The 20,508-nt window shown below is 63.1% G+C and carries 20 protein-coding genes; 11 read left to right on the forward strand and 9 right to left on the reverse strand.

Going from position 1 to position 20,508, the window contains the following annotated elements; all coding sequences use genetic code 11:
* Position 1 precedes the first annotated feature (1 nt).
* The 3 genes from ABIB66_RS09980 to ABIB66_RS09990 all read right to left on the reverse strand — a co-directional run bounded on the left by ABIB66_RS09980 (position 2) and on the right by ABIB66_RS09990 (position 2,585).
* Complete coding sequence (locus ABIB66_RS09980; RefSeq protein ID WP_354254739.1) at positions 2-1,552, reverse strand: FAD-dependent monooxygenase; 1,551 nt, start codon at positions 1,550-1,552, stop codon at positions 2-4.
* Positions 1,553-1,811: 259 nt separating this feature from the next.
* Positions 1,812-2,213, reverse strand: a complete 402-nt coding sequence (locus tag ABIB66_RS09985; protein WP_354210233.1) for a response regulator — start codon at positions 2,211-2,213, stop codon at positions 1,812-1,814.
* 51 nt (positions 2,214-2,264) lie between these two features.
* On the reverse strand, positions 2,265-2,585 hold the full coding sequence (locus tag ABIB66_RS09990; RefSeq protein WP_354254740.1) for a hypothetical protein: 321 nt from the start codon (positions 2,583-2,585) through the stop codon (positions 2,265-2,267).
* Between the two features lie 371 nt (positions 2,586-2,956).
* On the opposite strand from ABIB66_RS09990, the gene ABIB66_RS09995 reads away from it, so the two are divergent.
* From ABIB66_RS09995 to ABIB66_RS10015, 5 genes are all read left to right on the forward strand, one after another.
* Positions 2,957-3,256, forward strand: coding sequence for a hypothetical protein (locus ABIB66_RS09995; protein WP_354210231.1), 300 nt, complete (start codon positions 2,957-2,959; stop codon positions 3,254-3,256).
* Between the two features lie 62 nt (positions 3,257-3,318).
* Positions 3,319-3,747, forward strand: coding sequence for a GNAT family N-acetyltransferase (locus ABIB66_RS10000; protein WP_354210230.1), 429 nt, complete (start codon positions 3,319-3,321; stop codon positions 3,745-3,747).
* A 237-nt stretch (positions 3,748-3,984) separates the two neighbouring features.
* A complete protein-coding gene (locus ABIB66_RS10005) occupies positions 3,985-5,253 on the forward strand; it encodes a CaiB/BaiF CoA transferase family protein (protein ID WP_354210229.1) in 1,269 nt (422 codons plus the stop codon).
* Between the two features lie 188 nt (positions 5,254-5,441).
* Positions 5,442-6,671: an acyl-CoA dehydrogenase family protein gene (locus ABIB66_RS10010; RefSeq protein WP_354210228.1), complete on the forward strand. Its 1,230-nt coding sequence runs from the start codon at positions 5,442-5,444 to the stop codon at positions 6,669-6,671.
* A gap of 9 nt (positions 6,672-6,680) precedes the next feature.
* A complete protein-coding gene (locus ABIB66_RS10015; protein WP_275169795.1) occupies positions 6,681-7,235 on the forward strand; it encodes a flavin reductase family protein in 555 nt (184 codons plus the stop codon).
* Between the two features lie 16 nt (positions 7,236-7,251).
* On the opposite strand, the gene ABIB66_RS10020 is transcribed toward ABIB66_RS10015, so the two are convergent.
* Complete coding sequence (locus ABIB66_RS10020; RefSeq protein ID WP_354210227.1) at positions 7,252-8,223, reverse strand: NAD(P)-dependent oxidoreductase; 972 nt, start codon at positions 8,221-8,223, stop codon at positions 7,252-7,254.
* A gap of 121 nt (positions 8,224-8,344) precedes the next feature.
* On the opposite strand from ABIB66_RS10020, the gene ABIB66_RS10025 reads away from it, so the two are divergent.
* The 6 genes from ABIB66_RS10025 to ABIB66_RS10050 all read left to right on the forward strand — a co-directional run bounded on the left by ABIB66_RS10025 (position 8,345) and on the right by ABIB66_RS10050 (position 14,699).
* Entirely contained in the window at positions 8,345-9,328 is a 984-nt protein-coding gene (locus ABIB66_RS10025; protein WP_027566680.1) for an ABC transporter substrate-binding protein, read from the forward strand.
* A 78-nt stretch (positions 9,329-9,406) separates the two neighbouring features.
* Positions 9,407-11,101 (forward strand): dihydroxy-acid dehydratase, encoded by a 1,695-nt coding sequence (gene ilvD / locus ABIB66_RS10030; RefSeq protein WP_354210226.1) that lies wholly within the window; start codon positions 9,407-9,409, stop codon positions 11,099-11,101.
* 122 nt (positions 11,102-11,223) lie between these two features.
* The gene (locus ABIB66_RS10035; RefSeq protein WP_354057747.1) at positions 11,224-12,069 is read left to right on the forward strand and encodes an ABC transporter ATP-binding protein; all 846 of its coding nucleotides are present in this window, start codon (positions 11,224-11,226) and stop codon (positions 12,067-12,069) included.
* Complete coding sequence (locus ABIB66_RS10040; RefSeq protein ID WP_354210225.1) at positions 12,066-12,851, forward strand: ABC transporter permease; 786 nt, start codon at positions 12,066-12,068, stop codon at positions 12,849-12,851. The genes ABIB66_RS10035 and ABIB66_RS10040 overlap by 4 nt, the downstream gene beginning before the upstream one ends.
* The gene (locus ABIB66_RS10045) at positions 12,848-13,615 is read left to right on the forward strand and encodes an ABC transporter permease (protein WP_354210223.1); all 768 of its coding nucleotides are present in this window, start codon (positions 12,848-12,850) and stop codon (positions 13,613-13,615) included. Before ABIB66_RS10040 ends, ABIB66_RS10045 begins: the two co-directional genes overlap by 4 nt.
* A 37-nt stretch (positions 13,616-13,652) precedes the next feature.
* A complete protein-coding gene (locus ABIB66_RS10050) occupies positions 13,653-14,699 on the forward strand; it encodes a 2,5-dihydroxypyridine 5,6-dioxygenase NicX family protein (protein WP_354210222.1) in 1,047 nt (348 codons plus the stop codon).
* On the opposite strand, the gene ABIB66_RS10055 is transcribed toward ABIB66_RS10050, so the two are convergent.
* From ABIB66_RS10055 to ABIB66_RS10075, 5 genes are read right to left on the reverse strand one after another with little or no spacing between them, the layout of a single operon-like run.
* Complete coding sequence (locus tag ABIB66_RS10055; protein ID WP_354210221.1) at positions 14,696-15,688, reverse strand: 3-hydroxybutyryl-CoA dehydrogenase; 993 nt, start codon at positions 15,686-15,688, stop codon at positions 14,696-14,698. The two genes, ABIB66_RS10050 and ABIB66_RS10055, sit on opposite strands and share 4 nt — an antisense overlap.
* A gap of 3 nt (positions 15,689-15,691) precedes the next feature.
* Positions 15,692-16,780: an NAD/NADP-dependent octopine/nopaline dehydrogenase family protein gene (locus ABIB66_RS10060; protein WP_354210220.1), complete on the reverse strand. Its 1,089-nt coding sequence runs from the start codon at positions 16,778-16,780 to the stop codon at positions 15,692-15,694.
* Positions 16,777-18,300 (reverse strand): class I adenylate-forming enzyme family protein, encoded by a 1,524-nt coding sequence (locus ABIB66_RS10065; protein WP_354254741.1) that lies wholly within the window; start codon positions 18,298-18,300, stop codon positions 16,777-16,779. Before ABIB66_RS10065 ends, ABIB66_RS10060 begins: the two co-directional genes overlap by 4 nt.
* 2 nt (positions 18,301-18,302) lie before the next feature.
* Positions 18,303-19,592 carry an acyl-CoA dehydrogenase family protein gene (locus ABIB66_RS10070; RefSeq protein WP_354210218.1) on the reverse strand — a complete coding sequence of 430 codons (1,290 nt, stop codon included), beginning with the start codon at positions 19,590-19,592 and terminating at the stop codon, positions 18,303-18,305.
* Between the two features lie 12 nt (positions 19,593-19,604).
* Entirely contained in the window at positions 19,605-20,402 is a 798-nt protein-coding gene (locus ABIB66_RS10075; protein WP_354210217.1) for an alpha/beta fold hydrolase, read from the reverse strand.
* Positions 20,403-20,508: the final 106 nt, after the last annotated feature.

Here is a 20,508-nt window from a genome sequence, read left to right on the forward strand (position 1 = left end):
ACTAGTCTGAAGCCGGTCCGAACCACCTCGTCATCGCGTCCGCCAGTCCGTGTTGGCTCTCGTCTCCCACCCACGCCACATGCCCGTCGGGGCGTACCAGCACGGCTTTGGGCGCAGCGACCTGTCCAATGGACGGGAGCTCCCATGCACCGTGATAGTCCGCTTCGACGAGATCGATGCGATCTGCCCAGGGCGTCATGTCGATGTTGCCGGCCTTGCCAAAATCGAGCAGCAAGCCGCGCGCGCCGTGCAGCAGCGTGAACAGTCGCAGCGGACGCCCGTCGACCGTTAGATCGAGATCGGGCATGCGGCGCCCGAGCAGCGCGTGTCCTTGGCCGAGATCGTAGTGCACGTCGAGCCCGCTCATCATCGCGCCAAAACGTTGGCGCGGCGCGTCCATCGCGAGCAGTTCGGAGACGATTTCGCGCGCGGCCTTGAGGCCGTCCTCGCCGCGGCGGAGCAGGGCGATTTGCGCCATGGTGTTGCGCAAGGTCCGCGCGCCGACGGGATGTCGCTCGGCGTGGTAGGTGTCGAGCAGGGTTTCGGGCGACAGGCCCTTGACCACTCGCGCGAGCTTCCAGCCGAGATTGACGGCGTCCTGCACGCCAATGTTGAGGCCTTGTCCGCCGACGGAGTGATGGATATGCGCGGCATCGCCGGCGAGCAACACGCGACCGCTGCGATAGGACCCCGCCTGCCGTGCCGCATCGGTGAAGCGGGAGATCCAAGACGGGTTGTGGAGGCCGAAGTCGGTGCCGTAAACGGCGACGAGGGCGTCGCTGAGATCGCGAGGGCCGGGCGCGCCGGTGCGATCGAGGGTCGCTTCCGTCACGACCACCAGCACGCGCCCGCTCTCGGTCTTGCTGAGGCCGTGAAAGCCGAGCGCGTCGTGGCGCAGGCCCCATGCCGGCTCGTCGCGCATCTCGACTTCGGCCATGAGGTTGCTCAGCGTCGGATCTGTGCCCGCGAAATCGACGCCCGCGGCCTTGCGCACCAGGCTGCGGCCACCGTCGCAGCCGACCAGATAGTTTGCGCGCAAGGTCTCGCCGCCGGAGAGCGTCACGTCGATGCCGGTCTCGTCCTGCGCGAAACCCGTCACCTCGCGGCTTCGATAGATCGGCACCGCGAGCTCGCTGACCCAGTCGGCCAGGATGCGCTCAATGTGGCTCTGCCGCAGTGCCAGCCCGTAAGCGTGCCGGGTGGGGAGGTCGCTGATGTCGAGCCTGGTCCAGGCGAAGCCCGCGAGCTGGGTGATCTGCCCTTCACGCATGAAACGATCCGCGACGCCGCGCTGGTCGAGGATTTCGATGCTGCGTGCGTGCAAGCCGCCGGCGCGCGTACCGACCAGTTCCTGATGGGCGCGCCGTTCGACCACGGCGACGTCGACATGCGCGAGCGCGAGCTCCGCGGCCAGCATCAAGCCGGTCGGGCCGCCGCCGGCGATCACCACGGCATGGTCTTGTGCGTGATCTTTTGCGTGATCTTGCGCGTGGCGGGCGCCGGCCGCTTTGGCGTGACCGCGCGTCCGGGACGTCGGAAGCAGTACAGGCATGGGATGACCGCTCGGGTTTGGATGGTGTTCGGGTCGAGGGTTCTACGGCAGGGTCGGGGGCTTGAAGCAAGCCCGTTGCACACCACATATCTGATTGGGAGAGGCAATCCTTTGTCCGCGTTCGCCGCGTTGACACGTCGGGCAAAACACCGGCATGATGCCATCATCGAAAAGAGTTTGGTTCAACCCGCGCGGAGGCGATCCGCCGCGGGTTTTGTTTTGGGTTCTTGCGCTTTCCGACGTTTTGGGCTTGCGGCCTTCAGCAGATGCCGGTGGTCCGCTGCATGGTGCTGGCGAGTTCCTCGAACGAGAACGGCTTTCTGATCATGGGAAGGCCGTCGCGCCGGGGCTCACGTCCCGACAATTGCAGGATCTTCAGTTCCGGGCGGCGTCGTCTGGCCAACTCTGCCAGTTCATGACCGTCCATCCCAGGCATGTTGATGTCGGTGATGAGGATGGAAATGTTCTGGTTCTGCCTGAGCCGGTCGAGCGCATCCGGGCCGCTCCGGGCGCTGATGACTTCGCAACCGAGATCTTCCAGCATGTCGACGATGACGTCGAGCACGCCGGGATCGTCGTCAACAACCAGTACCGTATGGCTCATCGCACAATGTTCCTCCTGAAGGAACGAACGCGCCCGCCTTGGCGTAAGTTCCGGCACGGCGTGGTCGAATGAGCGATGTTTTACGCGTCGCGCCGCTCGCGAAGCAGCCTAATCGTCCTTCGACAAATCGCCGGGCCTGGTGGGAAGGTCGATGGTGCCGCCCTCGCCATGCACGAGATCGCGGTCGCTGTCCTCCGTAACGCCGGCGTCTTCAACGATGGTCTCTTGCGTGTCGCGGTCCTTGTCGATACGCGGCTTTCGTAATGGAAGATTTCGCGATGTGTTTTGTGAATTCGTCTTGAGCGTCATCGGCCGGCTCTCCTGATCGCCTAACGCAGCCTGCGCGAATTCGTTCGTTTGACACGTCGGGCAAAACACCGGCATAATGCCATCATCGAAACGAGTTTGGTTGACCCGCGCGGAAAGCATCCGCCGCGGGTTTTTTCGTCTCGATGTCGAGAGCGACTGTGGTCGCGCATCCGGTCAAACCTGGAGCGCCGATCGGGGCGCCGCCGTCCGTACCATTGCTGGCCCTGCGCCGAAGCGAGCCGGCCCGCGGCGCCGGGCTCTTCGCTCGCGCCGCTGCGGTCTCCGGGAGCGGAGATCGGCACTGGTGGAGCGAGACAAAATGACGGGCTATTGCGTCGCGCTCTACCTGGCAAGCTTCCTGGTCTGGGCCGGGTCCTCGGCTTTGGTTCCGCGGACGCTCTCGCTGGATTTGCGGCGATCACAGCCAATCTCTTGTCTCCTTGTACTTCGCCAAGGGCGGCTTTTGAGAATGTTGCGGGGATCATCCAGCGGTGAAGATGCCAGATGACGAAATCAGGGCGATCGTTGCCGAGACGCTGGCCGAGCAACACAGGCTTCAGCAGGCGAATATCGATGCCATCGTATTGAGGACGGTGGCATCGGTGCTGGCGTCTTTCGGAATCGAAGACGACGACCGAAAGGAGCTGAGGGCTGATCTTCAGCACTTGCGCCGATGGCGAACGAGCGTGGAGCAGGCGCAGAGCTACACGCTCAAGGCCGTGATTACGGTGATCGCCACCGGCCTGATGGGTGTGGTCGGGCTAAGCGTCAAGGTCGTGCTCGGCAAGTGAGCCTTAGCCGCGACGACATTGCTGCATTCCACTCCCGTCGTCCTTCGCCAATGGACCGTCTCATGTACAGAATTCGCTTTTTCGATGCATCCGATGACGACATCGCCGACACATTGGCCGATCGGCATCAGTCGACGTTCTTCGATGCGGCTGCCTTGCCACAATTCGAGTTAGGGGCGTGGTGGCTTGCCTACCACGGCGGTGAGCCGGTAGCATTCGCAGGTGTCGTGCCGTCAACGCACATTCGAAATGGCGGCTATTTCTACAGGGTCGGTGTGTTGCAGCGGCACTGGGGACGTGACCTCCAGTGCAGGCTGATGCGGGTGATCGAGGCGAGAGGACGGCGTATTGGATGGGACAGCATCGTCTCGGATACGACGGACAATCCGGTGTCTGCCAATAATTTCATCCGGGCGGGCTATCGGCTCTTCGAACCCCTTGTGCCCTGGGCTTGGGCGCACACGCTTTACTGGCGAAAGCGGCTTCGCTGAGCGAATGGAGCCAGGTTTCCCGTGGTGCGGAACGCGATTCCCGCAACGGAAAATGGTTCGCGCGAGATGGAGCGCAACACGGAACGTCCAAGGGCCCGGCAGCTTGACAGCTGCCGGTCCCTTTTTGCGTATTGAAGCGATGCGGGCGAAGGACTTGCGAAGTCAGCGGTGCCGGGCTTTAAGTTTGCTCCTGCGGGAAATTCGGCAACCATAAGCCGATGTAAGGGAGCGCCGTCGATGCCCACCAAGCCTCAATTGCCGGAACGTTCGTCGCGGGCGACGGGCGCGCCTACCGCGCTCGATGGTCTGCTGGTCGTCGATTTCACGCGTGTGGTTGCTGGCCCGGCCTGTACGCAGACGCTTGCTGACTTCGGCGCGCACGTCATCAAGATCGAAAATCCAGACGGGGGCGATGACACGCGTGCGTATGAACACGCCGAGATCGGCGGAGAGAGTGCTGCCTATCTTAGCCTGAATCGCAACAAGCGCGGCATCGCGCTCGACCTTACCGTGCCGGAGGCTCGTGAGATCGCGCTGGATTTGATTCGCAAGGCCGACGTGGTCGTCGAGAACTTTTCCAGCGGGGTCATGAAGAAATTTGGCCTGGACTATGAAACTGTTGCGCCGTTCAATCCGCGGCTGGTCTATTGCTCGATCTCCGCCTACGGGCGCACCGGACCATTTGCCTCGCGTCCCGGTTTTGATCCGATCACGCAGGCGGAAAGCGGCTTCATGTCGCTCAACGGATTTGCCGATGGCCCTGCGGTTCGCACCGGCCCGCCCATCGTGGACATGGCGACGGGGATGTCTGCCTGCAACGCCATCCTGATGGCGCTGTTGGCGCGGGATCGGCTCGGTCGCGGTCAGCATGTCGAGGTCGCCCTGTTCGACGTCGCGATGGGCATGACCGGCTTCTATGGCATGGCTTATCTGATCAACGGCGAGAACCCTGGGCGGTTCGGCAATTCGCCGAGCGGGTCTCCCACCGTCGGCGTCTACGAGGCCTCCGATGGGCCGCTCTACATCGCGTGTGCCAATGACCGGCTCTATCGCAGATTGGTCGTCGAGGTGCTGAACAGGCCTGATCTCATCACCGATCCGCAGTTTGCAACGCGCAAAGCCCGCTCCGAGCACAAGGAGCTCTTGCGAGCGGCCATCGCGGAGGTCTTTGCGAGCGACATCCTCGAGAACTGGATGGCCAAGATGAAGCTGGCCAATATCCCGGTCGGTTATCTCCGGACTGTCGAGGAGGGATTCAATGCACCGGAGGCGCGAGAGCGCCATCGCTTGAACCGGATTCCGCATCGTACGGCAGAGTGGGTCCCGAACATCGAGCCGCCGATCACCATGAGCTTGACCGGCCCGATTGATCCTGTGGCTGCTCCGTTGCTGGGCGAGCACACGGAGCAGGTCTTGCGTGATACGCTCGGTTACGACGAGCGCCGGATGTCGCAGTTCACCCAAAAGGGCGTGTTCGGCTCGGGCAAACCCTCGACGTCGGTCTGAGCGAGGGGTCGATTCCTGCAGGCGAAGGCCTCGCGGGGCTTGCGGATCACAGCTTGGCGATGCCACCTTCGCGGCATCGCATCCTTCCCGGGCAGCCCGGGTTCAGGGCGACCATACCCGGACAGCGCTGCCTCGGCTTGATTTGGCAAGGGTCTCGCCGCATAAATGCGTGAAAGCGAGGGATACGAATGGCGCCTGGTCAACAGCCGAGCGTGGGCCGACCCGCGGGGGCGCAATTCGATGAACCTGCCCATGCGGCAATGGTCGCAAGGGCCCGAGCCCTTCTGCCGCGGCTGCGAGAGCGGGCGGCGCGAACGGAAGAGTTGCGGCATCTGCCGCCGGAAACCGAGGAGGATCTGCACGACGCCGGCCTGTTCCGGATGCTTCAGCCGAAGCGCATTGGCGGCGCAGAACTCGATTATGTCGCCTTGATCGATTGCGCGGACCTGCTCGGTCAAGCAGACGCCTCGGTGGCATGGAATCTGGCCAATCTGGCGAGCCATCACTGGATGCTCGGCATGTTCGAGCCGACGGCGCAGGATCTGGTCTGGAGTCGTGATCCGGACGCGCTGATCGCGTCCTCGTTCATTTTTCCCGCCGGACGTGCCACGAGAGTCGAGGGCGGATACCGGCTCCATGGCAGCTGGCCGTTCTCCTCGGGCGTCGCCTCTTGCGCATGGAACATGCTTGCAAGCGTGGTCTACTCCGAGGATGAGGCAGACGGCATCGAGTATCGAATATTTCTGCTGCCGAAAGCCGACTACAAAGTCCTCGACACCTGGAATGTCGCGGGGCTGCGCGGGACGGGGTCTTGCGACGTGGAGGTCAGGGACGCTTTCGTGCCCGACGACATGACGGTCGCGGTCGGCGATCTTGACGGTGGGCCGACTCCGGGAAGCAAGCTCAATCCCAACCCGCTGTATGCGCTCCCGGTGTTCTCGCTGTTTCCCTACGTCCTCTCAGGCGTCGCGCTGGGAAACGCGCAGGCGTGTCTCGACGATTATGCGGAGGTCGTCCGTCATCGTATTTCCACCTACAACCACGCCAGGCTGAGCGATTTTCAAAGCACCCAGATCAAGATAGCCGAGGCCTCGGCGAAGATCGACGCGGCACGCCTGATCATGCGCTCGGCCTGTCTGAATGCCATGGAGGATGCAAGGCAGGGTCATATCCCCGATATGGCGACCAAGACCAGATATCGGCGCGACGGCGCCTTTTCAGTAAACTTCTGCACGGATGCGGTGTCGATGCTGTTTGCCGCGAGCGGAGCACGGGGCCTGTTCACTACGGGCGCGTTGCAGCGGCAATTCCGCGATGCGCACGCGATCAATTCGCATCTCGCGTTTAATTTCGATGCAGCCGGGACCAATTATGGACGCGTGGCGCTGGGCCTGCCGTCCGAGAATCTCACGCTGTGAGGCCGGCCGATGAATGATCTGCCGAAGCAGCCTGCCGTTCCCGATCCGGCCAACGAGTTCGCGAGCGACAATTCAGCGATCGATCCCCGCGATTTTCGCAGCGCGCTTGGCACCTACGCCACAGGGGTGACGATCATCACAGCCGCTGCTCCTGACGGCAAGCCCTATGGCCTGACGTGCAATTCGTTCGCCTCGGTTTCGCTGAATCCTCCGCTGGTTCTTTGGAGCCTGGTCGTCTATTCCTCTAGTCTAACCATCTTCCAGAACGCCAGTCATTTCACGGTCAACGTTCTTGGTGTTTCGCAACAGGCGCTTGCGAGCAAATTCGCCAAATCGTCTGATGACAAGTTCACCGGTGTCGACTGGACGCCGGGCCTCGGCAACGCGCCGGTGCTCGCTGAGAGCGTCGCCAATTTTCAATGCCGCTCGGTCAATCGCTATTACGGCGGCGACCACGTGATCTTTCTCGGTGCGGTCGAGGCCTATACTTACAATGCGAAGGAACCGCTGCTCTTCGCGCGGGGTGCGTTTGGCCGATTTCTCGCCGACGATGAGCGCAAGTAGTCACTCGACGTGTGCTTCAGCTTGCGGTCGTCGGTTCAGCGCGCCCTGCCGAAAGCTTGTATATTTCGAGCGCATCCGCGTCCGCACCGCGCGCGGCTTTGGCGAGCCTGAAAAGTTGTCCTGCGAGAGAGGCCATGGGCACCGGCGTCGATGTCGTCTGCGCGACGTCGGCGACCGTATCGAGGTCCTTGAGCATTGTAGCGATGTGACCAAGCGGCGGTGAGTGAATACCCTGGACCATCCGCGGCACGAACAGCTGCAACGGAATGGAGTCCGCGAAGCCGCCGGCGAGTGCTTCGGGCAACCGGTTGGCATCGATTCCGGCGTTCACGGCAAGGCGAGTTGCCTCCGCAAGAACAGCCATCGCGCATCCGACGATCACCTGGTTGCATAGCTTTGTGGTCTGGCCGGCGCCGGTCGGGCCCATGTGGGTGAGCCTGCGTGCCATAGCCAGCACGTAGGGGCGGACCCGCTCGATATCGCTGGATTTTCCGCCGGCCATGATGGCAAGCGTGCCTTCCTCGGCGCCCTTGGTACCACCGGAGACCGGCGCATCGATCCAGCCCGCGCCGTTCGCGGCTAACAATCGCGTTGCAAGGTCCCGTGCGGCATCAGGATGGATCGACGAGAAGTCGACCAGGAGCTTGCCCGCGCCGGGCGCAGTTGAGATGCCCTCGGCCCCGAAGATCACCTCTTCCACGGCAGCCGCATCCGTCACGCACATGAAGACGATGTCCGAGCTCTCCATCAAGTCACGGGGGGTGGCTGCGCGCCCGGCACCAGCCTCGACAAGCGCGGCCATCTTCCCTTCCGAACGGTTCCAGACAGTGACCTGATGGCCGGCCTTGAGCAGCCGCCGGGTCATCGGTGTCCCCATCAATCCAAGGCCGATATAGCCGAGCCGCTCGACGCCTTGCGGGTTTGTCTTTCTCCCCTCAGCCATAGATTGTCTCCATCTGTCGCTCCGCGACGCTGCACTACCATACATGGCGTATTCCACGACGAAAGCGCCCGGCCTGCATGGCTTGCTTGATTGTTTGAACCATGAAACATTTGGCGCGGTCGGGTTGGATGGCGCCGGTCGGCGCCTGGGCAGCGGAGTGGGCACGATGCGAACCGTTTCGAAGTGGATCCTGGCTTTGGGGGCGGCAGCGGCCGTGAGCGCGAGCGCAGGCTCGTCATGGGCGCAGCAGACAATTCGCGTCGGCTGGACGATTCCGGCCGAGGAATCCAAATACTGGATGATGCGCCGGCCGGCTGAGTTTCCCAATATCGGCAAGGCCTACAATATCGAATGGACCCAGTTTCAGGGCACCGCTCCGATGACGCAAGCGTTGGCGGCCGGCGCGCTGGATTGCGCGACCCAGGCGCCGCTGTCGCTCGCCAACGGAGTGGTTGGCGGCAACCTCAAGGCCTACATCGTGGCGCAGCATGTCTTCGAAAAGGCCGGCGGTTTCTCGGTCTACTGGGCTGTCATGGACGACTCCCCGATCAAGACGATCGCCGATCTCAAAGGCAAGACGGTGGGAATCTCCGTGATCGGCGGCGGCACCCAGGGCCCGTTCAATCTGTTGCTGAAGCAGAATGGCATCGATCCGGCCAAGGACATCAAGCTGGTCGAGGTCGGCTTTGCCGTCTCCGAGGATGCGTTGCGGCAGGGCCGCGTCGATGCGGTCAACATGAATCAGCCGTTTGCCGCGCGCGCGGAGGCAAAGGGCGGCACGCGCAAACTATTCTCGCTGTCGCAGGCGATGCCCAACATCGTGCACATCCTGGAAGCCTGCCGTGCCGATTTCGTCGACAAGAACCCGGAACTGGTCAAGGCTTACGTGCGTGACATTACCTCTGGCATGAAGAAAGCGCTGGCCAACCGCGAAGAGACGTTGAAGGTCGTCAACGAAGTCCTGAAGGCACCTATTCCGGTTCTCGAGACCTATCTGCTCAAGGACAATGATTTCGGCCGCGATCCGGGCGCGGCACCGAATTTCCCCGCGATCCAGAAGATGCTGGACATCTACGCGGAGACAGGGATGCTGCCAAAATTGGATGTCGCGCAATTCAAGCATTCGACGATCGTCGCTCCGCTGCAATAGGCGATCGGGCGAATGAACCGAGCGGGAAGGATGCGGCGTCCAGGATGATCCCGGACGTTGCATGAAGAAGATGCACGTATGAAGAAGCTCCGATCTAGGATCACGACGGATGGTCTCGACAGAGCTCCGCACCGCGCGTTCATGCGCGCCATGGGGCTCGACGACGCTGCGATTGCCAAGCCGATGGTCGGCGTCGTCAGCATGAAGGGCGAACAGACGCCCTGCAACATGACGCACGACTTTCAGGTCGCAGCGGCCAAGACCGGAATCGAAGAGGCCGGCGGCACGCCGCGCGAGTTTTCGACCGTATCGGTTTCCGACGGTATCAGCATGAATCACGAGGGGATGAAGTTCTCCCTGTTTTCGCGGGAGCTGATTGCCGACTCGATCGAAGCCGTCGTTCATGGTCTCGCCTACGATGCACTGATCGGATACGGCGGATGCGACAAGACGCTTCCCGGCGTGATGATGGGCATGGTCCGGTGTAACGTGCCGGCCATTTTCATCTATGGCGGCAGTTCGCTACCGGGCCGCGTAGACGGGCGGACCCTGACCGTGCTCGACTCCTATGAGGCTGTCGGCAGCTTCATGACGGGAGAGATCGATGGCGCCACGCTTGAACGGATCGAGCGAGCCTGCCTGCCGACAATCGGCGCGTGCGCCGGGCAGTTCACCGCGAACACGATGGGGATGGTGTCTGAAGCGATGGGTCTGACCATTCCCAACGTATCGATGGTGCCGGGTGTCTATGCCGAACGCGCGCAGATATCCAGGCGGGCGGGGCGCCTCATCATGGAGATGCTGGAGCGCGGCGGGCCTTTGCCGCGCGACATCGTGACGCGGAAATCCCTGGAAAACGGGGCGGCGATCGTGGCTGCCACGGGCGGTTCGACCAATGCTGCCCTGCATCTGCCGGCGATCGCGAACGAGGCCGGGATCGCATTCACGATCGATGATGTCGGCGAGGTTTTTGCCAGGACGCCCTTGATCGGAAATCTGCGGCCGGGAGGCAAATATACGGCAAAGGATGTCTACGATATCGGCGGCGCCGCCGTGGTGATCCGGGAGCTAATCCAGAGCGGGCATATTGATGGCAGCTGCCTGTCCGTCACGGGCCGTACAATCGCCGAAGAATATGGCACCGCCAACGCACCTGACGGAGAGGTCGTTTATGCGGCTCGCGCGCCGATCATGCCAGATGGCGGTGTCGCGGTGCTGAAGGGAAACCTCTGTCCCGACGGCGCGGTCATCAAGGTCGCGGGTCTGAAGAGCCAGTTCTTTGAAGGCGTGGCGCGCGTTTTCGAAGACGAGGAGGCCTGCGTCGCGGCGGTTCGTGATCGCACCTATCAGGCGGGCGAGGTTCTCGTGATCCGCAACGAGGGGCCGGTGGGCGGCCCCGGCATGCGCGAGATGCTCGGCGTCACTGCGCTGATCTACGGACAGGGCATGGGCGAGAAGGTCGCCCTCATCACGGATGGACGGTTCTCCGGCGCCACGCGCGGAATGTGCATCGGCTATGTGTCCCCCGAGGCCTTCGTCGGCGGTCCCCTGGCGCTGGTACGCGATGGCGACAGGATCCGGATCGATGCCGCGAACCGGCGGATGGATATGCTGGTCGACGAGGAGGAACTCACTGCTCGCCGACACGATTGGAAGCCGCGTCCGCCTCGTCATCGTGCCGGCGCCCTCGCCAAATATGCGCGATTGGTTGGCCAGGCACCGGGCGGAGCCGTCACGCATGAGGGCCCCGCAGAATGGCCCTGGTTCGGATGACGCGGCGCACTTGCCGAAAACAGCCCGTGGTCTGGCGAGTTTCTTGCTAAGCTGGTGCCGCTGACGGAGGACATTCAGCTAATCTGTTGCGCAAGGTTCGCGCGCGAATGAAGTGAGACGGGATGAAGGTAGTGCCTTCGAGATCGAGCGAATGGGTGAGACCGGTGACGCCGCAAAAACCGGCTTCTGCAATCATCGAGATCGAGAGCGTCTCGCAGGTATTTCAGACCTCGGCGCGCAAGGATCATGTGGCGCTGTCGGACATCTCGCTGGCGATCGACGAGGGAGCCTTCGTCTCCATCCTTGGTCCGTCCGGCTGCGGCAAGTCGACATTGCTTTACGTCGTCGGCGGCTTTGTCAGCCCGACCAGCGGCTCAGCGAAGATCAGGGGACGGACGATCACGGGACCAGGGCCGGATCGCGGTCCGGTGTTCCAGGAGTTCGCGTTGTTTCCGTGGAAGACCGTGCTGGGCAATGTGATGTATGGCCCTCGCCAGCAGGGCGTGCGCACCACCGAGGCGGAAGCACAGAGCCGGGCCTTGATCGAGATGGTCGGGCTCAAGGGCTACGAGAATTTCTATCCCAAGGAGCTGTCCGGCGGCATGAAGCAGCGCGTGGCACTGGCTCGAACGTTGGCTTACCATCCTGAGGTTCTGTTGATGGACGAGCCGTTCGGCGCGCTCGATGCTCACACGCGAACGCGCCTGCAGAACGATCTGTTGAATATCTGGGAGCGTGATCGCAAGACGGTGTTGTTCGTCACGCATTCGGTGGACGAAGCGGTTTTCCTGTCAGACAAGGTCGTGATGATGTCGAAGTCTCCCGGCCGCATCCGCGAGGTCATCGACATCGATCTGCCGCGGCCGCGCCGACGCAGCGAGCTGCTGCTCGACCCTCGCTACCAGAAATACGTTGTCGATATCGAGCGGATGTTCGACGAGACCGACCCTGTCGGGTCTCCCTCATGATATCGCCCGCCGTCTTGGCGAGACGTGCTGCCCCGGTGCTTGCCTGCATCGGATTGCTGGCGATGTGGCAGGCGGCGTCCCTCGCGTTGAAGAATGATAGCTTTCCAACGGCGATCGAGGCGATCCGTGCAATCCCGGACATTCTTGGCGACAAGGAATCGCTGATCAACATCCTGGCCTCGCTTCGCCGCATGGCGATCGGATTTGGCGTAGCGGTATCGGTTTCGATCCCGCTCGGCCTGTTGATGGGCCGCAGCCGGGCCGTCGCGGCCTTCTTCAATCCGCTCCTGATGGTGATCTACCCGGTTCCGAAGGCAGCCTTGATGCCGATCATCATGCTGTGGCTGGGCGTCGGCGACGTCACGAAGACGCTGGTGATCTTTCTCGGCGTCAGCCTGCCCGTAATCTATCACAGCTTCGAAGGCGCCAAGGCGGTGGAGGAGAAGATGCTGTGGTCGGGCGCGGCGATGGGGCTTTCGCCTGCGCAACGGCTGGTCCGGATCGTACTGCCGGCGGCGCTTCCGGAAATTCTGACCGGTTGCCGCACTGGACTCGTGCTGGCGCTGATCACGATGATTACCAGCGAGATGATCGCCCGTCAGTCCGGCGCCGGCAACATCTTGTTCAACGCACTCGACATGGGCCAATACGATACCGTCTTTGCGATGATCATCATCGTCGGCGCGATGGGAATCTGCCTCGATGCGATCTTCGAGCGGGTCCGCGCAAGGCTGGTGCGCTGGTCCGAACCGCAGTTCGACATGCCGCTGAGCTTCTCATGATGCCACAGCTTCGCTCCACCAGCATTATCCTCGGGCTCGCGCCGATCGTGCTGGTGATCGCTCTGTGGCAAGGCCTTGTGTCATTTGGCTTCGCGCCTGCAGTGTTGCTGCCGCCGCCGGGATACGTCTTCGTTCGGTTGCTTCAGCAACTCGTGACGTGGACGTTCCAGCAGGAGATTGCGGCGACCCTGATCCGGTTGTTTGCCGGCTTCGCGATTGCGGTCGTGCTCGGTGTCAGCATCGGCATCGCCGCCGCCGCCAGTCCGGCTATCAACGCCGTGGCCCGGCCGATCGTTCGCGTACTCGCGCCCTTGCCTAAGGTCGCGCTCTATCCAGCATTGCTGCTGCTGCTTGGCTTCGGGCATGGATCGAAGATCACGCTGGTGGCGGCGGATGCACTCTTTCCCATTCTGTTGTCTACCTATTACGGCGCGTCGACGGTGGAGCAGAAACTGATCTGGTCGGCCATGGCGGCGGGAACGCCGCGATATGAGATCCTGTTCAAGGTGGTGCTGCCGGCGGCGATGCCGTCGATCCTGACCGGTTGCCGGATCGGCCTTGTCATTTCCTGCATCGTGGTGTTTCTGGCGGAGATGATCACGTCGAGCGACGGGCTCGGACATGTCCTCGTGACGGCGGCCCGGACTTTTCAGGCCGTCGATATGTTCGTTCCGCTGATCACGATCTCGCTGCTGGGCCTGATCCTGAATGGCCTGCTCGGGGCAGTGCGCGCGTACCTGCTGCGGGGGTTCCCCGAAGCATGAACGACGAAGAAGAAACAGGAAGACCGGGGAGTAGACCATGCTGGCTGATCGCATCGAGGCAAAATGGATCGACGCATTTTGCGAGATTTTTGAGCGATGCGCCGTCAAGGCCGGCGATACCGCGGCGATCCTCTCGGAAACCCAGTCACGTGCGTTGAATGTTCATCTGACGGAGCTCGCGCTGCTGCGGATGGGCGCGCGACCGTTTCACGTGGTCATGCCGACCCCGCGTAACCGGAATATCGTTCCGGTTCGCTCGACCGGTGCAAGCGAGGCGATCCAGCGGCTCGGCCCGGTCATTACCGCGCTTCAACAAGCCGGCTTCGTGGTGGATTGCACCATCGAGGGCCTGATGCATGCGGTCGAGACACCCGAGATCCTCAAAGCCGGCGCGCGTATCCTCGTGATCTCCAACGAGCATCCCGAGGCGCTGGAGCGAATGGTGCCGGATCTGGCGCTCGAGAAGCGCGTTCGCGCAGCGGCGAAGATGCTGCGCGGGACCAAGCGGATGCGGGTGACGTCAAAGGCCGGCACGGCGCTCGACGTCGATATGGTCGGCGCGTCCACGGTCGGCGTGTGGGGCTGGACGGACAAGCCCGGTACGCTGGCGCATTGGCCCGGCGGCATCGTCGTCAGCTTCCCCAAGAGCGGAACGATCAATGGAACGCTGGTGATGGCGCCCGGCGACATCAACCTGACCTTCAAGCGTTACCTGACGTCGCCGGTGAAGATGACGCTGAAGGACGATTATGTCGTCGAGCTGGAAGGCGAGGGCACGGATGCCGCAATGATGCGTGCCTATCTTGCCGCCTGGGGCGATCGGGAAGCCTATGCGGTATCGCATGTCGGCTTCGGCATGAATCCGGCCGCGCGCTACGAGGCGCTGTCGATGTATGACCAGCGCGATACCAACGGCACGGAAATTCGCGCTGTGTCCGGCAACTTTCTGTTCTCGACCGGTGCCAACGAATTCGCCGGCCGTTACACGGCGGGCCATTTCGATCTGCCGATGATGGGAACGACGATCGAGCTCGACGGCGTCGCGGTGGTGCGTGAAGGGGTGCTGCAGGACGTCTTCGGCTAACCGCGATCGAGCACCGGTGGCCGCGCCAGGTCGAAGTGCCGGAGCAGGTCGACCATGGCCTGAAGCCGTTTTGCCCGGTAGGCGTCGATGTCGAGGCCGGAATAATCGAGAAAGCCTGCGCCCGTTCGCAGGCCGATCCGGCCCTCGTGCATGTTCCGCGAAATGACCTCCGGCGCACGATAGCGGTCGCTGCCGAGTGCACCTTCGAGATAACGGCTCGCGTAATAGAGGATGTCTCCGCCGCCCCAGTCGATGAATTCGAGCAGCCCAAGCACGGCGTAACGGAAGCCGAAACCGTAGCGGATCGCCTTGTCGATGTCTTCTGCGCTGGCGACGCCTTCCTCGACCATGCGCGCGGCCTCGTTCATTGCCAACGCCTGGATGCGCGGAACGATGAAGCCGGGCGTCGCCGCGCAGACCACCGGCACCTTGCCGATGCCTTCGAGCAGCGCCTTGACCTCGTCGATGACAGCGGGATCGGTGGCTTTACCGGGCGAAACCTCGACCAGCGGAATCAGATAGGCCGGATTGAGCCAGTGCACGTTGAGGAAGCGGCGAGGGTTCACGATCGCGCCCGAGAGATCGTCGACAAGAATGGTCGAGGTCGTCGATGCGATGATCGTATCGGGGCCGACTTGTTTTGAGGCCGCCCCCAGCACATCTCGCTTGAGCTCGACGACTTCGGGAACCCCTTCAAAGACTATTCCAGCATCGGACAGTGCCGCACCGCTCTGGTTGGCCGGCACCACCGAGACCCGCGCGATCAGCGGATCGACATCCGCCTCGGCCAGTAGCCCCAGCTTCGACAGGCTGGCAAAGGTCGTCGTGACTTCGCCGAGCGCATCTGCCTCCAGCCTGGCGAAATCTTCCACTGAACGGGCCTTGATGTCGATCATCGTGACCTTATGCCCCGCATAGGCAAACGCGACGGCGATGCCGCGCCCCATGCGGCCGGCACCGAGACAGGCGATGGTGGCTCGGCTGGTCATCGGTCAAAATCCCCCGCGAAGAAGCGTCTGCAAATCGGCCTTGCCCAGATTGCCGAGCCCCAGCGTCTCGAGGGTTCGGCCGCCTTGCGCAAAATCCTCACCGCAGATTGCGCCGCCAATGGCCAGGAATGCCTTGGCCAGCGGCGTAGCCACGCCCGCTAGGCCGGCGACGGAGACCAGCAGCGATAGCCCAAGCCGCAAATCTTCTCTCATGTAGCGGTGCTCGGTCAGCATGATCCGCTCGCGCCAGTCGCCGGAATCGGTCAGCCGGTCGTGCGAGCCGCGGCCGTACATCCAGATCTCGCCTTCCTTGGCATAGTGATGGGCGAGCGGAAAATGCGGTGCGCCATATCCGAGCGCCTCACGGACGGCGATCCGTTCGGCGTCGAGCGCGTCGGTGACCCTGCGAATCGCGGCTTGCGTTCCTTCCTTGTGGATGTCCCACTTTTCGAAATGCTCGATCGGGCCTGCATTCATCACGATCAGCGGCGGATGGATAATCGGGCCGGCGTTCATCAGCGCACCGGAGAGAGCATCTCCGCACGGCTCGACCGCGCCGGGGAAAGCTTGTCCGATCACCTCAAGTGCGCGCGGCGCCTGATCGAGCGGGAAAACGCCGACCGGCAGCCGCTTGGCGCGGATGGTGATCGCGATCTCGAACGGGCCGTGCTTGCGGGTCAGCCAGGGCAAGGTCCCGGTTTCGGCAAAGCACGCCTTGGCGCGGTTGCCGGCATCCCGCGCAGCCTGGGCGAAGATGATCGAGCCGAATGTCGCCGGCGGCAGAAACACGACCTGTCCGTCCCGCAGATGTGGAGCAAGCAGGCGCGCAATATCAGTCTGCGCGAAGGCGGGGGCGGGGCAAAGGATCAGCTCCGCGCCGTTGACGGCTTCGGCGATGCCGGTCGTGACCAGCGCGAGCTTGACGTCGTGAGAGCCGTTATGATCCTTCACCAGGATGCGCGAGCCGGCGGCGCGATGTGCTGCGACCTGATCCGCGTCGCGGCGCCAGAGCCGGACCTCATGTCCCGATAGCGCAAAATCGCCCGCGGCCGCGAAAGAGCCGTTTCCCCCACCCAGAACCGCAATCCTCAAGATGCTTCTCCTTGCGCGCGCGATTGCGCATCAAGCTGCTTCAGCAGGAAATGCTGGACCTTGCCCAGCGCCGTGCGCGGCAGGTCGGTGACGAAAACGATGTCACGCGGAACCTTGTAGCGGGCGAGTTGTCCCTGGAGATGCACTTTCAACGCGTCTGCTTCCAGTCGAGCGCCGGATCGCCGGATCACGTAGGCGATGGGCACCTCGTCCCAGCGTGGATCGGGCCGGCCGATCACCGCGCATTCGCTGACATCCGGATGATCGAGCAGGACGCGTTCGACCTCCGCCGGATAGACGTTCTCGCCGCCGGAAATGATCATGTTCTTCTTGCGGTCGCGCACCCAGAAATAGCCGTCCGCGTCGCACAGGCCGATATCGCCGGTACGATACCAGCCGTCGTGCAGCGCATCGCGCGTGGCGTCCGCATTGCCCCAATATTCGAAGAACACGTTGGGCCCGCGCACCGCGATCTCGCCCGGCGCGCCCGCCGGCACCTCGTTGCCGGCCTGATCAATCACTCTCGCTTCGCAGCACAGGCCGGCAAGTCCAGTCGATCCCGCACGAGAGAGATCGCCACCAAGCCGGGTGTAGACCGCAATCGGGCAAGTTTCCGTCGAGCCGTAGACCTGAAGCACCGGGACGCCACGCGCGACGAAGCGGTCGATCAGATACGGCGGCACGATGGTCGAGCCGGTCGCGACGGCTTTGAGCGACGAAAGGTCGGTCGTGGTCCAGGCGGGATGCTCGCTTACGGCCTGGATGATCGCCGGCACCATCACGGTCAAGGTTGGCCGCTCCCGTTCGATGGCTGCAAGCGCGGTGTCCGGCGTGAAGCGTGCGTGAACCGTGACCATCGCGCCCAGGTGGAGCGCCGCCGTGGTCTGGATGTTGAGGCCACCGACGTGGAAGAATGGCAGCAGCGTCAGCACATGGTCATCGGACGTCATGTTGTGCATGTGCTGGCTCATGACGCCGTTCCAGAACAGCGCCTCCTGGCGCAGCACCGCGCCTTTGGGCCGTCCGGTCGTTCCTGACGTGTAGACAATGAGGAGCGGGCAGGAGAGATCAGCGTGCGGGTTGCGGCCGGTGCCCTCACTGCGAGCCAACAGGTTTTCGAACGTCGTGCCGCGGGGCGGCTCGAAATCGAGCCCGACAATTGCAGTCCCCTCGAGCTCGGCGAGGATCCCCTCGAAGGCCTGCTCGAGCACCAGGACCTTGGCGCCGGCATCGGTGAGAATGAAAAGCTGCTCGGCGATAGCCAGCCGCCAGTTCAGGGGCACCAGCATCGCGCCGAGCCGCGCGCAGGCATAGAGCAGAACCAGATAGTCCGGCCGGTTCAGACTGAGGATCGCAACGCGGTCGCCCCGGCCTACGCCGAGCTCCTGCTTCAATGTCGCCGCCGTCCGTTCGATGCGTGCAGCGAACGCTGCATAGCTCAACCGTTCGCCTTCGAAGGCAATGGCTGTTTTGTCTGGCGCGAACGCCGCGTTGCGATCGATCAGACTGCAGATGTCCACCGTCAGTCGTCCGTTTCGCCGACCTCGTACAGCGCCTCGCGCCCGATCCGGTCGAGGCAGAGCTCGGCTGTCCAGGGCAACATCAGCGAGCCGCAGCGGCTGTCGCGATAGATCCGCTCGAGCGGCAGCGACCGGAGCATGGCCTGACCGCCGCAGGTACGGATCGCGAGCGCGGCGAGCTCGTTGGCGCCCTCCATCACCGAATATTGCGCGGCATAGGCGCGCAAGATCTGCTCCTTGCTCGGATTGGCGCGCGCCTCGGTGACCGCCTGGAACCAGATCGCCTTGATCTGCTCGAGCTTGATCTGCATCTGCGCGACCGCAATCTGCTTGGTTGGATACATCCTGCGCTTGACCGGCGGCATGCCCGGTACTTCGCCGCGCAGATAGCGCACGGTGAAGTCATAGGCGGCTTGCGCCAGGCCCATATAGGTCGGCGACAGCGTCAGGAACATGTGCGGCCAGCGCATCGCGGCCTGGAAATAGACGCCCCGCGGCATCAGCGCCGAATCTGCCGGCACGAACACGTCCTTGAACAGCAGCGTGCGCGAGACCGTTCCGCGCATGCCGAGCGGATCCCAGTCGCCGACGACCGAAACGCCTTCCGATTTTGCGGGGATGGCGAGGTAAAGCGTATTGCGGCGCGAAGCCTTCTCGCCTTCCTCGATCTCGGTGCAGAGAACGCCGTAATAGTCCGCATGGCCGGAGAGTGATGCAAAGATCTTTTTGCCGTTCACGATCCAGCCGCCGGCGACCGGCCTTGCTTCCGTGCCGAAAGCGACTCCGCCTGCCGCTGCCGCACCGCCCTCCGAGAACGGCTGCGAATAGATCGCGCCGTCCTCGACGATACGCTTGTAGTGGACTGCACGTCGCCCCTCGTGCTCGGCGCGGGTCTCTGCATCCATGTCGAGATCGTCGGCGAGCGGGCCCGACCACAGCGTCGAGCAGACGTGCATGTTCCAGGTGAGCGCGGTCGCGCCGCAATAGCGGCCGATTTCGGCTGCCGCCAGCGCATAAGTTTGATAATTCGCCCCGAGCCCGCCATGCTTCTTGGGCACGGCGATACCGAGCAAGCCGACGCGATGCAGGTCGCGATAGTTCTCCGACGGGAAGATCGCCTCGCGGTCGTAAGTCGCGGCGCGGCCAGCGAACACGCTCTGGCCGATCTCTCGCGCGCGCGCGATGATGCCGGCCTGCTCGTCGCTCAGTCGGAATGCAACGGGATCGAAGATCGGCGCATCCAGCGCGACCTTGTCAGTCGCGCCGATGGTCTTGCTGACTTGCATGGTCATTGCGCAGTCATCCTACGTTTTGGTCGCGACGGAATTCAGGAACCGGCCGAGGGCCTCGTCAAAGGCGTTGGGGCGTTCGAGGTTGGCGAGATGGCCGACAGAGTCGAGTTCGACATATTCCGCGGAAGGAATGTAGGTCGCCGTCTTCGCCATCATTGGCGCTGGCGCGTTGTTGTCCTTGGAGCCGGACAGCAGCAGCGTCGGTATGGAAATATCCTTGAGGGTGCTGCGCTGGTCGAAGCCGATCAAGGCCAGCATCATGGCGCGATAGCTCGCCTCGGGCACGCTTGCCATGCACTCGCGTGCAAGCTCCATTCCCTTGGGATCAGGATCGTCGCCTACCAGTTCCCTCACCAGAGAGGGCGCCAGCGACTTCATCGTTTCGCCGCGATCGAGCGGCCCGAGCCGTGCGGCGATAAACGATTTCTGCCAATCGCCGTCGGCCTTGCCGAACGCCGGGCTGGTCTGCGCCAGCACGATCGCGCGCGCCAGTTTCGGGGATTGCACCAGCCATTTCTGGACGATCATGCCGCCGATGGAATGGCCGACCAGAATTGGCTTGCTCGCACCAAGCTGCTCGATGAAGCGCTGAAGCGCATCCGCCAGGGCAGCGATGCTGACGCTGGCGAGCGGCGCCGATCCGCCATAGCCCGGCATGTCCCATGCAATCGCGTGGAAGCGGTCGCCGAATGTGGCAAGCTGCTGTCGCCAGGCCCGTGCCGCACCGCCGATGCCATGCAGGAAAATCAGAGGTGTTCCGCCCGGATCGCCCGCGGCTTCATAGGCGAAGCGGCCGTCCTTTGTTATCATTGGCGCAGGCTGCGACACGCGACATCCTTTTGCTCGGCCCTTCGATGCTAACAGGCCTGTGAGGGATGGGAAGAGATAATTTTATACTTAAAGCAATTTTCAGGCC

Origin of the sequence: Bradyrhizobium sp. F1.13.3, from assembly GCF_040548265.1 — a bacterium.
Taxonomy (GTDB): Bacteria; Pseudomonadota; Alphaproteobacteria; order Rhizobiales; family Xanthobacteraceae; genus Bradyrhizobium.

Coding starts and splice junctions, on each gene's coding strand:
- ABIB66_RS10070 (WP_354210218.1), bottom strand. CDS start 19,592: ATGACCATGCAAGTCAGCAAGACCATCGGCGCGACTGACAAGGTCGCG.
- ABIB66_RS10025 (WP_027566680.1), top strand. CDS start 8,345: ATGCGAACCGTTTCGAAGTGGATCCTGGCTTTGGGGGCGGCAGCGGCC.
- ABIB66_RS10040 (WP_354210225.1), top strand. CDS start 12,066: ATGATATCGCCCGCCGTCTTGGCGAGACGTGCTGCCCCGGTGCTTGCC.
- ABIB66_RS10045 (WP_354210223.1), top strand. CDS start 12,848: ATGATGCCACAGCTTCGCTCCACCAGCATTATCCTCGGGCTCGCGCCG.
- ABIB66_RS10005 (WP_354210229.1), top strand. CDS start 3,985: ATGCCCACCAAGCCTCAATTGCCGGAACGTTCGTCGCGGGCGACGGGC.
- ABIB66_RS10050 (WP_354210222.1), top strand. CDS start 13,653: ATGCTGGCTGATCGCATCGAGGCAAAATGGATCGACGCATTTTGCGAG.
- ABIB66_RS10075 (WP_354210217.1), bottom strand. CDS start 20,402: ATGATAACAAAGGACGGCCGCTTCGCCTATGAAGCCGCGGGCGATCCG.
- ABIB66_RS10015 (WP_275169795.1), top strand. CDS start 6,681: ATGAATGATCTGCCGAAGCAGCCTGCCGTTCCCGATCCGGCCAACGAG.
- ABIB66_RS10055 (WP_354210221.1), bottom strand. CDS start 15,688: ATGACCAGCCGAGCCACCATCGCCTGTCTCGGTGCCGGCCGCATGGGG.
- ABIB66_RS10010 (WP_354210228.1), top strand. CDS start 5,442: ATGGCGCCTGGTCAACAGCCGAGCGTGGGCCGACCCGCGGGGGCGCAA.
- ilvD (WP_354210226.1), top strand. CDS start 9,407: ATGAAGAAGCTCCGATCTAGGATCACGACGGATGGTCTCGACAGAGCT.
- ABIB66_RS10035 (WP_354057747.1), top strand. CDS start 11,224: ATGAAGGTAGTGCCTTCGAGATCGAGCGAATGGGTGAGACCGGTGACG.
- ABIB66_RS09980 (WP_354254739.1), bottom strand. CDS start 1,552: ATGCCTGTACTGCTTCCGACGTCCCGGACGCGCGGTCACGCCAAAGCG.
- ABIB66_RS10020 (WP_354210227.1), bottom strand. CDS start 8,223: ATGTATGGTAGTGCAGCGTCGCGGAGCGACAGATGGAGACAATCTATG.
- ABIB66_RS10000 (WP_354210230.1), top strand. CDS start 3,319: ATGTACAGAATTCGCTTTTTCGATGCATCCGATGACGACATCGCCGAC.
- ABIB66_RS09990 (WP_354254740.1), bottom strand. CDS start 2,585: ATGCTTTCCGCGCGGGTCAACCAAACTCGTTTCGATGATGGCATTATG.